The 15,466-nt window shown below is 23.6% G+C and carries 16 protein-coding genes, 1 tRNA gene and 1 pseudogene; 10 read left to right on the forward strand and 8 right to left on the reverse strand.

Translation table 4 applies throughout. The features are described 5' to 3' along the window. Positions 1-6: 6 nt before the first annotated feature. The 8 genes from cysS to ACXUB0_RS06800 all read right to left on the reverse strand — a co-directional run bounded on the left by cysS (position 7) and on the right by ACXUB0_RS06800 (position 7,484). Positions 7-1,338, reverse strand: a complete 1,332-nt coding sequence (gene cysS, locus ACXUB0_RS06765) for a cysteine--tRNA ligase (RefSeq protein WP_458258193.1) — start codon at positions 1,336-1,338, stop codon at positions 7-9. 184 nt (positions 1,339-1,522) lie between these two features. Continuing rightward, positions 1,523-2,401, reverse strand: a complete 879-nt coding sequence (locus ACXUB0_RS06770) for a hypothetical protein (protein WP_458258194.1) — start codon at positions 2,399-2,401, stop codon at positions 1,523-1,525. A 201-nt stretch (positions 2,402-2,602) separates the two neighbouring features. Further along, complete coding sequence (locus tag ACXUB0_RS06775) at positions 2,603-3,181, reverse strand: hypothetical protein (RefSeq protein WP_458258195.1); 579 nt, start codon at positions 3,179-3,181, stop codon at positions 2,603-2,605. Between the two features lie 132 nt (positions 3,182-3,313). Next, positions 3,314-4,438 (reverse strand): bifunctional folylpolyglutamate synthase/dihydrofolate synthase, encoded by a 1,125-nt coding sequence (locus ACXUB0_RS06780; RefSeq protein ID WP_458258196.1) that lies wholly within the window; start codon positions 4,436-4,438, stop codon positions 3,314-3,316. Positions 4,439-4,456: 18 nt separating this feature from the next. Then, on the reverse strand, positions 4,457-5,290 hold the full coding sequence (locus ACXUB0_RS06785; protein WP_458258197.1) for a hypothetical protein: 834 nt from the start codon (positions 5,288-5,290) through the stop codon (positions 4,457-4,459). Between the two features lie 224 nt (positions 5,291-5,514). Further along, a complete protein-coding gene (locus ACXUB0_RS06790) occupies positions 5,515-6,186 on the reverse strand; it encodes a uracil-DNA glycosylase (RefSeq protein ID WP_458258198.1) in 672 nt (223 codons plus the stop codon). A 12-nt stretch (positions 6,187-6,198) separates the two neighbouring features. Further along, positions 6,199-6,672 carry a 23S rRNA (pseudouridine(1915)-N(3))-methyltransferase RlmH gene (locus tag ACXUB0_RS06795; RefSeq protein WP_458258199.1) on the reverse strand — a complete coding sequence of 158 codons (474 nt, stop codon included), beginning with the start codon at positions 6,670-6,672 and terminating at the stop codon, positions 6,199-6,201. Then, entirely contained in the window at positions 6,672-7,484 is an 813-nt protein-coding gene (locus ACXUB0_RS06800) for a hypothetical protein (RefSeq protein WP_458258200.1), read from the reverse strand. The genes ACXUB0_RS06795 and ACXUB0_RS06800 overlap by 1 nt, the downstream gene beginning before the upstream one ends. A 293-nt stretch (positions 7,485-7,777) precedes the next feature. On the opposite strand from ACXUB0_RS06800, the pseudogene ACXUB0_RS06805 reads away from it, so the two are divergent. The 10 genes and pseudogenes from ACXUB0_RS06805 to tpiA form a co-directional block, all read left to right on the forward strand. Beyond that, positions 7,778-8,089, forward strand: a pseudogene (locus tag ACXUB0_RS06805) (transposase); the annotation flags it as partial. Positions 8,090-8,303: 214 nt separating this feature from the next. Continuing rightward, positions 8,304-8,723, forward strand: coding sequence for a hypothetical protein (locus tag ACXUB0_RS06810; protein WP_458257688.1), 420 nt, complete (start codon positions 8,304-8,306; stop codon positions 8,721-8,723). A 110-nt stretch (positions 8,724-8,833) separates the two neighbouring features. Continuing rightward, a complete protein-coding gene (locus tag ACXUB0_RS06815) occupies positions 8,834-10,072 on the forward strand; it encodes an IS256 family transposase (protein ID WP_458258201.1) in 1,239 nt (412 codons plus the stop codon). 240 nt (positions 10,073-10,312) lie between these two features. Further along, positions 10,313-11,433, forward strand: a protein-coding gene (locus ACXUB0_RS06820; RefSeq protein ID WP_458258202.1) for an IS3 family transposase whose coding sequence is annotated in 2 segments (ribosomal slippage) — positions 10,313-10,556 and positions 10,556-11,433 — 1,122 coding nt in all. Because the reading frame shifts where the segments join, the coding sequence is not laid out codon by codon here. After that, a complete protein-coding gene (locus ACXUB0_RS06825) occupies positions 11,349-11,564 on the forward strand; it encodes a hypothetical protein (protein WP_458258203.1) in 216 nt (71 codons plus the stop codon). Before ACXUB0_RS06820 ends, ACXUB0_RS06825 begins: the two co-directional genes overlap by 85 nt. 121 nt (positions 11,565-11,685) lie before the next feature. Continuing rightward, positions 11,686-12,402, forward strand: a complete 717-nt coding sequence (locus ACXUB0_RS06830) for a hypothetical protein (protein WP_458258204.1) — start codon at positions 11,686-11,688, stop codon at positions 12,400-12,402. 96 nt (positions 12,403-12,498) lie between these two features. Next, a tRNA-Phe gene (locus ACXUB0_RS06835) sits at positions 12,499-12,574 on the forward strand. 132 nt (positions 12,575-12,706) lie between these two features. Further along, the gene (gene nagA, locus ACXUB0_RS06840) at positions 12,707-13,900 is read left to right on the forward strand and encodes an N-acetylglucosamine-6-phosphate deacetylase (protein WP_458258205.1); all 1,194 of its coding nucleotides are present in this window, start codon (positions 12,707-12,709) and stop codon (positions 13,898-13,900) included. Between the two features lie 27 nt (positions 13,901-13,927). Beyond that, positions 13,928-14,677 carry a glucosamine-6-phosphate deaminase gene (nagB, locus tag ACXUB0_RS06845; protein WP_458258206.1) on the forward strand — a complete coding sequence of 250 codons (750 nt, stop codon included), beginning with the start codon at positions 13,928-13,930 and terminating at the stop codon, positions 14,675-14,677. A gap of 16 nt (positions 14,678-14,693) precedes the next feature. Next, complete coding sequence (gene tpiA / locus ACXUB0_RS06850; RefSeq protein ID WP_458258207.1) at positions 14,694-15,443, forward strand: triose-phosphate isomerase; 750 nt, start codon at positions 14,694-14,696, stop codon at positions 15,441-15,443. The last annotated feature ends 23 nt before the right edge of the window (positions 15,444-15,466 follow it).

A 15,466-nucleotide genomic window follows, 5' to 3' on the forward strand; every position in this document is an offset into this window, starting at 1 on the left:
GCTCCTTTAAATAATATTCAAATCTTTTAATTCTTGACGAATTTTATCAGCTTCTTGGTATTGTTTTTCCTTTTTTAGTTGTTCTCATATTTTAATTTTATTTTTAATCTTTTCAGAATAATTACCAACTTTAAAATCAAATCCTAATATTTTTAAAGCAAAGGTAAAAGTATAAAAAATTTCTTGAAATTCTTCATTAAAATTTTTTTTAATAAGTGCTTCATTTAATTTTTTAATCATATTTTCAATTAAAGTAATAGTATTAGTTGTATCAATATTATTTGATAAATTTTTAATAATTTGTTTATAATAAATTGAATGATGATTATTATTACATATTATATTGTTAATAAATATTTGATATGTTCATTGTTTTAAAACATTTTCATATTTTTTTGTTGACACTAATCCATTTTCAATTGTTTCCTTATTGAAATCAATTGGTTGTTGATGATCACGATTTAATATTAAATATCGCAATACATTCGGATGATTTTGCTGACAAAATTCTTTAACCAAAATAAAATTATTTAAAGATTTTGACATTTTTTCATTAGTAATATTAACATGACCATTATGTCATCAAATATTTGACATTTTTTTATTATTAGCTGCAACAAATTGAGCTCGTTCATTTTCATGATGAGGAAATTTTAAATCAACACCACCACCATGTAAATCAATAGTTTGACCATTAAATAAATCCTCAACAAAACAAGCACACTCAGTATGTCAACCAGGTCTTCCTTTTCCTCACGGACTATTTCAACTAATACCTATTGTTGTTGATTTTCACAAAGCAAAATCTAGATTATTTTCTTTAGTAACTAAATTTTTAATTCTAAAATTTGGAATTAAATCTTCAATATTTTTATGTGCCAAACTTCCATAATCTTTTAACTTATTAACTTTAAAATAAACATCACCAGCCGTAACATATGCATAATCTTTAATAATTAATTTATTAATAAATTCAATAATCTTTGAAATATATTCACTTACTTTTGGTAATTTTGTAGGAAAAATAATATTTAATTTTTCTAAGTCTTCATAATATGCTAACGTATATTTTTCAGTAACTTGTTGTTCTGTTATTTTTAAATCCGCAGCTTTCTTAATAATTTTATCATCAATATCAGTAATATTATGAACATAATTTATTTTATAATTTTGATGAATTAACAAACGATGTAAAACATCAAAAACAAGCACACCACGAATATTGCCAACATGAATATAGTTATAAACAGTAGGACCACATAAATACATATTAACTTGCTTTTTATTAGTGGCAAGCAGTTGCAATCTTTGTGAAAAACTATCATAAATTTTAATCATTTAATTAACCCTTCTTAATAAAGTTTAGTTTTCATATACTCTATTATACTGTAAAGAATATCAATCTGTAACAAAATAATTTTTTAAATTTAAAACTCTCTTTAACAAAGAGAATCATTAATAATTAAAAAAGTATTAATTATTTGAAATTTCATAATTTTTGATAGATATCATTTTTATGTTTTTATTTTTTTTCAGTTATATATAAATTTCCTTTATTAACAGAAGTTATTGTTCCTATATAAATAGTATCATTAATATTTGTTAAACTTCAAACTGCACCATTAGTACTCTCTCAACCAAGCATCAATCCAAAACTTTTATCAGTTTTACTTTTATATATTTTTCCTTCACCATTATTATTTGTTATTCCTACATAAAGTGTACTATCAACATTTGTTAAACTTGAAACTTCACCATTAGTATTATTTCAAGTAGAAACTGGCTCAATCTTAGCATTAATATCATTAGTATTTATTTTATATAAATTTCCCTTTTTATTAGCAGTTGATGTTCCTACATAAAGTACACCATTAATATTTGTTAAAACCCAAACTGCACCATTGTCTTGTTTTCAATTATTCATTAATTCAAATTTGCCATCACTATTACTTTTATATAAATTTCCTTTACCAAAAATTGATGTTCCCACATAAAGCACACCATTAATATTTACTAGAGCATGAACTGCACCATTATTATCTTCTCAATTAGAAATTTTTTTAAAATTAGTAATAGTACAAGATAAAGAAACTTCGTTTTTATAAGTACCTTTACCATTAATAATAATTTTTGTAGTGTCAATAAAACTTTTAATATCAAAATCATCTTCAGTTAGATCAATTGCTTCTTTATTTTTATCTTTAATGGCTTTTAAAATTTCAGATTTATTTGGTTTGTCCAATTGACCAATGTAAATAATACCTAATTCCTTTTTAATAATAACTGTATTTAAATCAGTTTTTTCTACTGGTGAAGGTCTTTCTCCACCACAAGTGACGACACTTATACTTGTTACTCCAATTAAAGTTACTACTGCTAGACTACTTAGTAATTTCTTCATATATCTTTACCACCTAATCTTTAATTATTTTAATACAATCATTTTACATGATTTCTATATCAATAAAAATAAACATGCTATTAAAATTAAAATAGTAATATTAAAAAATTACTATTAATTTAATATATTCTCAATAAAGAGATAAATTTAAAAATGTTACAAAAAATATCAGAAATTTTAATTAAATAATTATTTTTTGGTTTATTCTTCAGGTACTGTATTATATTGTAAAGATTGCGGATCTGTAGCGAAATAATATTTTTTAAATTGATTTTCTAAATTTAAAGTTTTCTTTAATGCAGAATAACAAGTAATAATTAAAAAAACATTAACCGTTAAATCAATAGGATATTTTATAACTCTTAATGGAAAATACATTAATCATAAAGGTGGTAATCCAGGAAATAATATTTTTAATGCAATAGGATCAGTACCAGTAATAATTAATGAAGTAATAGCATAAGCAATTGGCAAATATCAATAAATTGTCTTTTTACTATAATAAATTTTACTAAAATTTAATACTAAATAGTAAGGTAATATACATCATAAAATACTAGTAAAAGTAAAAAATAAACATGGTGATGCACCACTAGTACTAAATAATAAACCTAAAAAATCACTGGCAATACCACTAAGAAATCCTAATATTCCACCACAAAAGAAACCTATTAAAACTAATATAAAATTACCCAATTTAATTTCAAAATATTTAGAAAATGGTAAACTTTTTAACATTAAAGCACCTGTTGTATTTAAAGAAACAGCTAATGCTAACATTATTCCACTTAAGCAAATAAATTTTATTTGCTTTATCTTTTTTTTATTATCTTTATAATCAAAAACTGTGATCAATAAAAAAGTAATTAAAATTAACAGTCCACTAATTATATTCAATAACAACACATTCATTTAATTACCACCCTTTTTTATCATAATTATTTTCTTTGTTCTTAAATAATTATAAACATCTGCCAAAAAATAACAAGAACCCGTAATTAAAATTATTTTATGAGGGCTACATTCAATCATTTTTTGATAATCAAAAAATTTACCAGTAATACTATTTAAATTACTATTACTACAAATAATAATATTATCTGAGACTTTTTTTAAACAACTAATTAATTTTTGTGGATATTTATTTTTTAAACAAGAAAATATAATTTGTTGAGGAATAATTTTATTAATTTTTAGCGTTTTAATTAATGCTTTAATACCATCAATATTATGAGCAGCATCAAAATAAATAGTTTTATCATTAATTTGATATTTCTCAAATCGTAATCTAATATTAGTATCATTAATGATTTTTAAAGCTTGTTTAATATTAATTTCTAAAAATGTTTTTGAAATTACTGTTAAAACTAATTTTTTATTTTCTTGATAGTATGGTTGGTTGATTAATATTGGAGAATATATAGGTTTATAACCTTCCATATCAATTTGCTTTTTTAATTTATTATTTAAATTACCTGAAATAAAAAGATTTTTTGTCATTGGTTTTACTATTCCCAATTTTTGATGTAATATTTCAGATGTAGTTTTACCAAGTCTATCTTGATGATCTTTACCAATTGAAGTGATAATAGCATATGTTGCATCAATGATATTTGTAGGATCAATTTTTCCACCAATCCCAACTTCAATTATTGCTCATTGCACATTTTGTTCTTGAAAATAAATTAATGCAATTAAAGTTAAAATACCAAAAAAACCTAATTGATAATATTCAATATCATCAAAAATCAAGTCTCTAATACGAACTAAATCTTGATTACTAATCATTCTATCATTAACAATAATTCGTTCATTAACAAACTCAATATGGGGAGAAGTAAACAAACCAATTTTTTGTTTTAAGGTTTGTGATAATATAGCAAAAATTAAACGCGATACTGAACCTTTACCATTTGTTCCAGTTACATGAATATACTTAATATTATTGTTTAAATATTTTGGACTAATAATTTTTAATTTTTTTAAACAATCTTTATTTGAATATTTAGATATTTTTTTAAAAAATTCTTCATTCATATTTTTAAAATCCTTTATTTAATAATTATTATTATCAATATTAATTAAAGGATTAACGGTTCTTCAAGTCACATAAATTATAATTGAATTAATTATAATTTTAAGAGGTGCTTGCACAATTCTCATAATTGCTGTTACTCCATAATCCTTGGCATTAGGATCAAATAAAGTCATATCAGCATAGGAGGCTATAAGCACTGTTGTTACATACTCAGCTACTACCGCTAATAAAATAATTGGTAAAATTTCTTTAATTCTATAAATTTCTTTTTTCAATAAATAATAAAATAAAACACTATAAATACTTAATAGGCCAATAATGCCACCACCACCCATAATACTAGCCAGAACATATTTATTAACAATAATTCCTGACATAGAATATGATGATTGCTTACCTGAAATAACAATATACATGCCGCCACCAGCAAAGAAAATAATAAAAAAATTAATTAAAGCAAAAATAACTCATGGATAATCTTTTAGTTTTACTTTAAATATTCCAGCAATTCCTGCCAAAAAACCAGTAAAAATAATACAAAACATATAATAAACACTAATATATGAAGGAACAAATAACATTACTAAAATATCTGTTACTGCAGCACAAATAATACCTATAATTGGACCAAACATATAACCGGTTATTTTAATCATTAAACCCTCAAAAGCAATTCTAATTGGTGGTAATACTGTAATGGGTATCGTAATAGAAACAATAATAGTTGCCACAGCTGATACTGAAGATAACATTGTTATATAAGCAATATTTTTAGTAGTAAAACGAACACCTTTATATTTATCTTTACGAAATCATTTTCAAAAACTATTCATTAAAATATATGCTAACATTATGCTACTTAAAGTAATAATTAAATAAATAGCTGTAGATCTACTAAATAAATTTAAGGTATTTAAACCATATCGTTGAGAAAATATGTGATTAAATATTAAATTATTGGGCATTTAAATAACCACCATTCCCGAAATATTCTTTAAAACTATATTAATTTTAACAAATATATCATAACATTGTTTGCTTAAATACATATAATAAAATTAGTATTTTTTTATTTTTATCACTTAATGGTAGTTTTATTTTTTGAAATCAATCAATTATTAGTTTTGCTAAATGGTCTTGAATTAAAAAAACCATTATAAGCACTTAAAGGTGAAGGATGTGCACTCTCAATAATAAAATGTTTTTCTGTATCAATTAGCATTTTTTTATTTCTTGCATTTTTACCTCATAAAATAAAAACAAGATTAGTACAATTTAAATTTAAAAATGATAAAACATGATCAGTAAAAGTTACTCATTGATATTGTAAATGACTATTAGGTTGACTTTGTCTGACAGTTAAAGTTGTATTTAAAAGCAAAACTCCCTGTTTAGCTCAAGTTGTTAAATTACCATCATTATCTTTTTCAATATTTAAATCATTTTTTAGTTCTTGAAAAATGTTTTTTAAACTTGGTGGTAATGGAGTATTTGTTTGAACACTAAATGCTAAGCCATGAGCTTGATTTGGCTGATGATAAGGATCTTGACCTAATATTATTACTTTAACCTTTGATAAAGGAGTTATTTTAAAAGCTTGAAATATTTCTTCTCATTGAGGATAACAAAGATAAGTTTGATATTCCTTTTTAATATCTTCTAATAATTTAGTAAAATATGCTTCTTTATATTCTTGTTGAAAAAATTCTAATCATGAGGAATCAACAAATAAAGTTTTATTATACATTTTTTTCACCTACTACTTATGATAACTTTGATTATTAAGTATTTGTAATGAACGATATATTTGTTCTAATAAAACAACATAACATAATTGATGAGGTAATGTTATTTTACCAAAGGAAATTTTAATTAAATTAATATTGTCTTTTAATATTTGTGCTACACCATTACTACCGCCAATAATAAAACCAATTTTACCTTGTTGATAAATTTGATTTTTATTAATCATCTCTGATAATTGTTCACTACTTATTAATTGCCCTGATAAATCTAATAAAAATCATTGATAATCATTATTCTTTGATATGTATTCGGTGATTTTATTAGTTTCAATTTTAATATTATTAGGAATTGAATTTAATTTAGATTCGATAATATTTTTTGTTTCAATATTAGTTCGCTTTTTAATTCGTTCTAAATAATCTTTGGCGGCTGATTTTCAATATGTTTGTGACAACTGGCCAATACAAACAATTTTAATATTTATCATTATAATTCTGAAAAAGCCATGTTATTTATTCTTTCATGAACCACTTTATCTGGGTTACGAAAATCAACATCACCCAAAGCTTTATCAATAGTATTTGGATTAATAACAACTATTTCTTTTTTATTTTTATCAACTCATAAACTAAAAATTACATCAATTTGAATATTAAAATCAATTTTAAAAGTCTTGTTCATTTTTGAATCTTTCATTATAAAGAATAAATGAATTCAACCTTTTTTAATAATGGTTTTATTTTTATCATCTTTAAAGTCAGTAATTTTTGGTGAAACAATACTAGTTTTAGCAACTTTTGAAGGGTTTTCTGCTTCTGTTGCTGTTTCATATGTAACATATCAATAACCATAATATTGCTGTTTAGATATATCATTATCAGTTAAACCAAAAACTAAAAGACTTCCATTTGCATCTTTACAACTAAATGGTTCATTCATTACTTTATCTGGATCATTATTAACATTATAATTAATACTCTCATAATTACCTGATTTATATTGGTCACTATTATAAAAATCCCTAGCGGCATCTGTAACTTCTAATGCATTACGATCAATTCTAATTTTGTCTGCTGCTAGTTGCATAAATGCAGCGAGTGGTTTGTATAAAAGTTTAGTATCATATTGATAGTATTTATTATAAACATAATCAACTAACGGATCACCTTCTTTGTTTGATGGCTCGTTTTCAAAATTTGTTTGAATTTTTGAACCATCTCCAGTACCACAAGCCACAATAGTACTCACAGAAGAAGAAAGTAAACTAAGTGTTGAAAATAAAGTGATTAATTTACGCATTTGATTGTTATTCTCCTTAAACTAAATAATAATTAAATATTCACTAAGAATTGTAACTTATTTTTTTATAAAAAGCAAAAGGAAATTCATATAGGTAAAAATACATTTTTTAAAATTAAAATATTAATGTTTATTTTAATATTTTAATAAAATTATTATTGTCATAAAAGGAATTAAAAATTATATATTTTTTTATCGTTGATAATTGCGGTAATGTTTAGTAATCTGTGTAACTTACAAAAATAACTATGTTTAATTAATTCTATAATAAACCTAGAAAGAGTGAATTACAGATGGCTAAAAAGCAAAATATTAATAATAATGATCCAATATCAAAAGCAGTAGATTTATTATTAGAAAATACTGAAGATTTAACAACAGTTTTTAAAGAGGGAGGTTTGTATAAAGAATTAACAAAAAGATTAGTAGAAAAAATGTTGAATTCTGAGATGCAAAATTATTTAGGATATGATAAGAATCAACATAGTAATAGTGACAATGCTCGTAATGGTATAAGTTCAAAAAAATTAATAACTCAACAAGGTAAAATTGAGATTGATGTACCACGAGATCGCAATAGTAATTTTAATCCTGTGTCAATATCGAATGAAAATTTCCTAAAAATATTTATCAAAAAATTAAATTATTTTGGAAAGTTACACTGTTAAATAAACACAAATTCCAAATAACCTTTAAAATTTTAATTCCTGTTTTTAATATAGGATTTTTTTTGTATAATTTAATTAAACTTAATATAAGTTTTTAACTCATTGCTTTAATTTCAAAGTAAATGAGTTTTTATTTTGAAAGGATGAAAAAATGAATAAAAATTTACAAGAAGAATATGAATGAATTAATAAAGAATTGATAAAAATAATCATTGATAAAAATCAATTTACTCCAGAAATTATTAGTAATAGAGTTAATTTAGCTCAAACTACTATTGTTGATATTAATGAAAATTTAAAAAAACAAAAGATTAGCAAATTTAAAAAAATTAGTTATTTAATATTAAAAATATTTACTTTTGGAAAAATTGATAAAAATAAAATAATTAAAGAAAAAAATGATTTTTTTATAAAAATATCAAAAGAACTTTTTGGAAATATTAAAAAAGTAAAAGAATTATATATAAGAAAATCAAATAGTGAAATAAATATAGATGTTAATAAAATTAATAATGCAACTTTAAATAATTTATTAATAAATCCGAATAAATCAAACTTACCACAAATGTAAAAACGATAGATTGCAATTACAATTTCGGTAATGTTTAGTAATCTGTGTAACTTACAAAAATAACTATGTTTAATTAATTCTATAATAAACCTAGAAAGAGTGAATTACAGATGGCTAAAAAGCAAAATATTAATAATAATGATCCAATATCAAAAGCAGTAGATTTATTATTAGAAAATACTGAAGATTTAACAACAGTTTTTAAAGAGGGAGGTTTGTATAAAGAATTAACAAAAAGATTAGTAGAAAAAATGTTGAATTCTGAGATGCAAAATTATTTAGGATATGATAAGAATCAACATAGTAATAGTGACAATGCTCGTAATGGTATAAGTTCAAAAAAATTAATAACTCAACAAGGTAAAATTGAGATTGATGTACCACGAGATCGCAATAGTAATTTTAATCCTGTAATAATTGCAAAAAGACAAAGAAGATTTGATGGTTTTGATCAACAAGTTCTTTCTTTATATGCAAAAGGTATGACATTATCAGATATTAGAATGCAATTACAAGAGTTATATCATGGTGCTGATATTAGTGAAAGTGTTATTAGTCAAATTACTGATGATGTTATTGATGATGTAAAAGCATGGCAAAATCGACCATTAGATAGTATTTATCCGATTGTTTATTTTGATTGCATAGTAGTTAAAATACGACAAGATAAACGCATTATTAACAAATCTGTGTATATAGCTTTAGGAGTTGATTTAGAAGGTAAAAAAGATGTTTTAGGCTTATGAATTAGTGAAAATGAAGGTTCTAAATTTTGATTAGCCAATTTCACAGAAATGAAAAATCGAGGCTTAAATGATATTCTTATTGCTTGTAATGATAATTTAACAGGAATGTCAGAAGCAATACAATCAGTTTATCCTAAAACAGAACATCAATTATGCATCGTTCATCAAATTAGAAATAGTTTGAAATATGTCTCATATAAGCATAGAAAATCTCTAGTTGCAGATTTAAAACCAATTTATACTGCATGTAGTGAAGAACAAGCAATGCAGGCTTTAGAAACATTTGAAAATAAGTGAAATAAACAATATCCTCAAATTGCTAAATCTTGATATAAAAATTGAGAAAATTTGATAGTTTTTATTAGTTATCCAACAGAAATTAAAAGAGTAATTTATACCACAAATGCTATTGAATCTGTTAATAGTCAATTACGAAAAGTTATCAGAAATAAAAAAGTTTTTCCTAATGATATGGAAGAATTGAAAATATTTTATTTAGCAATTGAAAATATAACAAAAAAATGAACAATGCCCATTCAAAATTGAAATACAGCAATTGCTCATTTTATGATAAAATTTGAAGATAGAATTAATCTTAACTAGTACTTTGTAAAACAAAGATACACAGATTTCTAAAAAGCCTCACAATTTCTTTTAGAACCTGTTTGGAATCTTTTAAACATAATTAAACTAAAAAAGGGAATAATTATTTCTAACCTGACAGTTAATTAACATTTTATTTTCTTTGTCATTTTTTTGTTAAAAAGTGGATGGGTTACACTTTATTGGACACTAATTACGTAGACAAGTGAACAAATTAGTGAAAAGAAAGGAAGTATAATTATGGCCAATATTAACTCATATTCAGATGAATTTAAAAAACAAATAGTAGCTTTATATCAAAGCGGTAAGTCAGTGTCTTGTCTTGCTAAAGAGTACAATGTTACAAGAGCAGCTACTTATAATTGAATTAAGCAATTTACTAATTCAGGTAGTTTTAAAACTAAAGATAATCGTTCTGTTGAAGAAAATGAATTAATTAAATTAAGAAAAGAATTAAAACAATTAAGAATGGAAAATGATATTTTAAAGCAAGCAGCACTAATAATAGGCAGAAAATAAAAATTATTGTCAAAAATAAAGTTAAATATAAAATTCGCACAATGTGTCGTTTTTTGAAAATATCTAAATCAACATATTATTTTAACTTAAAGAAAAAAGAAAATAAAATCAAAAATAATATGTATGATGAAGCTGTTATTAGTGCTTTTAAAGAAAATAAAGAAGTTTATGGTACTAGAAGATTAAAAAAAATTTTAGAAAACCAAGAAATTTATTTGTCAAGAAGAAAAATTAAAGAAATTATGAATAAGCATAATTTAATATCAAAATACACTAAATTATCATTCAAAAATCATCATAATAAAGTCAATAATAGTCAAATAACCAATCTTGTTAATAGAAACTTTAATAATAGGGTTAAAAATGAAGTTATTGTTAGTGATTTAACTTACGTTCAAGTTAATGGTAAATGAAACTATATTTGCCTATTAATAGACCTATTTAACCGCGAAATTATTGGACATAGTGTTGGAGTTAAAAAAGATGCATTACTAGTATATCAAGCATTTATGCAATCAAATCGCTGTTTAAAAGATATCCAAATATTTCATAGTGATCGAGGTAATGAATTTAACAATAAAATTATTAATAATCTTTTATTAGCATTCAATATTACTCGATCTTTAAGCAAAAAAGGTTGTCCTTATGATAATGCTGTTGCTGAAGCAACTTTTAAAACTTTCAAAACTGAATTTATTAATGATAAAAATTTTACATCATTAATCCAATTAAAATTAGAATTATTTGATTATATCAATTGATACAACAACATAAGAATCAACAGCACTTTAAACTACTTAACTCCTATCAAATATCAAGAACAAGTGTCTACCAAAAAATAGTCCTAAAAAGTGTTGCCATTCCACTTGTTTCTGAAAGTGGTATTAGTGAATGAAGTGATAGTTTTGGTGAAAGTATTAATATTGATATGAATATTAACTTTCATTCTCCTAAACAAACAGTTGTAGCATAAGTTATTAATAAAATAAATTATTAAAATTATAGATATTGAATTTTATAAAACATAAATAAATTATCGGATTAAATAGTGGGTTATAAGAGATATATTTGAACTAATGGAAAGAATGATAAAAATGGATATTAAACTTATAAACAAATGAGAAGTAATAATTAAATTGATAATATATTCACAGGCAATAAGAGAATATCAAGAGTATTTTAATATTTTACAAGAATTAGAAAAAGAACGTATAACTAGATTAGAAGATCTTGAAAATAAAAAACAAGAAATAATAGAAAAAATAAATAATAAACAATTAGTAATTCCAATTATTACTGCATTATTAAATTGTTGAAGAAGAAATAAAATTCAAGATTTTGATTTTTTGATTAAAAAATTGAAAGTTAAAATTCCTCATAATAATATGAGAAAAGTATGACGTAATGTTTGAAAAGAAATATTAACTTATTATTGTGATGGTGATTTAATTAAGACAATTAATTTCGAAGAGTTTAAAGAATGACAGGATAAATTTATCGAAAATTGTGAATCATTAATTGAAAAATGAAAAGGTAAAGAAAAATATAAATTGATATTAGATACTTGTAAAAAATTATGTGAGATTTTCAAAAATTTAGTAAATGATGTATGTAGTGATCATGAATTTCAAAGAAGTGAATCATTAAATATTATTGGTAATAATATATTTTTACAAGCAAATATTGCTAAAGAAAATGGGTCTACTGATTTATCAAATAATAATTGAAAAGAAGAAATTAGAAGAGACTCAAATCACTTAATGCCAAAAACTGAAAAACCTTGTTGAAGAAGATATGTAATTAGAAGATAATTAGTAAAAAAATAAATATATATTTAAATAAATTAAAAAATAAGTTTTAACCCCTTGTTATTTTTTACTTTTATATGCTATTATTGTATAGGTAACGGCTCGGTAGCTCAGTTGGTAGAGCATTCGCCTGAAGAGCGAAGTGTCAGTGGTTCGAATCCGCTTCGAGCCACCATTATTTAAAATATAGGCAATTAAGCCTTTTTTTTAATTATTTTTCTTAGATTTAGGTTTAAGTTAAAATTTTAGGTATAATAGTGTCATTAGCAATTTTAAACAATTAATAATTCTAGAAAGAAGGGTATTAGTGTCTAAAATTTTAGTTTTAAATAATGCGAAAATAATTAGCATTAAGAAAATAATAAATAATGGTTTTTTAGTAATTAAAGATAATTTAATTTTCCAAATTAATGAAGGAAAGTATAATTATGAATTTCAAGATGCTCAGGTTATTGAATGTCATAATCAAACAATAATACCTGGTTTTATTGATTTACATGTACATGGAGGTTATGGCTATAGTTTAATGGATGGTACCATTGAATCAATTAATAATTTTGCAAAATTAGTTCCAAAAGAGGGAGTAACAAAGTTTTGTTATGCAACAGTTACTGCCAGTAAAAAAGAAATTGATAATATTCTTTCAGTATTTGCTAAGTATATGAAAACAGAAAATAAAGGTAACAAGGCACGAATTATTGGTGCATATTTAGAAGGACCTTTTATCTCAGAATTACAAAAAGGAGCACATACTCCGTCATTACTTCATGTTCCTGATCTTAATTTAGTAAAATCTTGAAATATAATTAGTAACAAAAATTTAAAATTTATTGTTTATGCTCCTGAGATAGATCCTAATTTAAATAATAAAAATTCAAATTTTATTTCTTCATTAATTAAAAATAATATTATTCCTAGTGTTGGTCATAGTAATGCTACTTTTAAAGAAATAACTAAAACTATTGAATATGGTTTAACGCATATTACCCATCTTTATAATGCAATGAGTCCCTATAATCATCGCGATCCTGGTGTTGTTCCAGCATCATTATATTATGATCAATTAGTTACTGAGTTAATTTGTGATGGAATTCATGTTGATATTGATATTTTAGCAATAACATATAAAATTAAAGGTGCCGATGGAATTTGTATGATTACTGATGCCATGAGTGCAAAGGGACAGCCTGATGGTAAGTATTTATTGGGACCATTACCTGTCATTAAAAGTAATAATAAGGTTACTGTTGAAACAACCGGAAAATTGGCAGGCAGCATTGCAACAATGATTGCTGGTTTTAAAAATTTATTAAAAATTACTAATAATAATTGACAAGATTGCATCAAAATGGCCTCTTATAATAGTGCTAAACAAGTAGGAATTGCAAATAAAACGGGTGATATTGTTATTGGTAAATTAGCAGATATTATTGTATTAACTAAGAATAATGATATTTTTTTAACAATATGCGAAGGAAAAATTGCGTATCAACAAGAATAAGTAAGTAATGTAAGGGGTTTTTAAATTATGAAATTAATTATTTTAAAAGATAAAACTGAGGTTGCTCAATTATTAAGTAAAATTATTATTGATATTATTAAAGTTAAACCAAATGCTATTTTAGGATTAGCAACAGGAAGTAGTCCAATTGAAACATATAATTTATTAATAGCAGATGCAAAAAATAACAAAAGAAATTGATCAAAAGTTGTAACATTTAATTTAGATGAATATGTTGGTTTAACTCCAGATCATGTAAAAAGTTATCGTTATTTTATGAATCATCAATTATTTAATCATATTAAAAGTCTTAATTTAAAAAATACGTATGTTCCTAAAGGTATTGGTGATTTAGACCAAAATGTGGAAGAATATGAAAAATTATTAAAAGAAAAAGGACCAATTGATTTACAAATATTGGGTTTAGGTACTAATGGTCATATTGCTTTTAATGAACCAGGTACTCTTGCAAGTAGTAAAACACATGTTGTTAATTTAACTAAAGAAACAATTGAAGCTAATAAAAGATTTTTTTCTAAAGTTGAAGATGTACCAACCAAAGCTGTTACGATGGGCATTCATACTATTTTACAAGCTAAATTGATTGTTTTAATTGCTACAGGAACTAATAAAGCACAAGCTATTCGAGAGTTAGTTGAAGGTAAAGTTTCTCCAAATTATCCATGTACTTTTTTACAAAATCATGATGATGTTACAATTATTATTGATGAAGAAGCAGCAGCATTATTAAAACCAACTATATCAAAAAAAAATTAACTTAAAGGAGAAACAAATGGAACGTAAAAAGATTATTATTGGAAATTGAAAAATGTATAAAAATATAGAAGAAACTCAATTTTTTTTAAATGAATTTAATAAATTAATAAAAACTAAAAATATTAAATATGATTATGGAATAGCAGCTAGTTTTACTAATTTACCCTTATTAAAAATGAACAAAACTTCTACTTTAATTATTGCAGCTCAAAATTGTCATTATGAAACCGAAGGTGCATATACTGGTGAAATTTCAATTAAGATGCTAAAAGATATGATGGTTAGTCATGTTATTATTGGTCATTCTGAACGCAGAATGTATTTTAATGAAGTAGATGAAACAATAAATAAAAAAATACATTCACTATTTAATGCTAATATTATACCAATTTTATGTTGTGGTGAAACTTTAAACCAATATGAAAATAAAGAAACTAATGAAGTAATTAAAAATCAAATTAAGTTAGCATTAAAAAATATTAAAACAGAAAATATTGCTAAGTTAGTAATTGCCTATGAGCCAATATGAGCAATTGGTACTGGTAAAACAGCAACAGCTCAACAAGCCCAAACGGTTTGTAAAATGATTCGTGAATTTATTAGTGAATTATATAATAAAAATGTTGCAGAACAAGTACGTATTCAGTATGGTGGTTCAGTAAAACACGATAATATTAAATTAATACTTTCTGAACCCGACATTGATGGTGCATTAGTTGGAGGTGCTTCATTAGTACCACAATCTTTTTTTGATTTACTAATTTAACTCTATTTAAATTACTAATAAAA

It is taken from the genome of Spiroplasma endosymbiont of Dactylopius coccus (assembly GCF_977110965.1).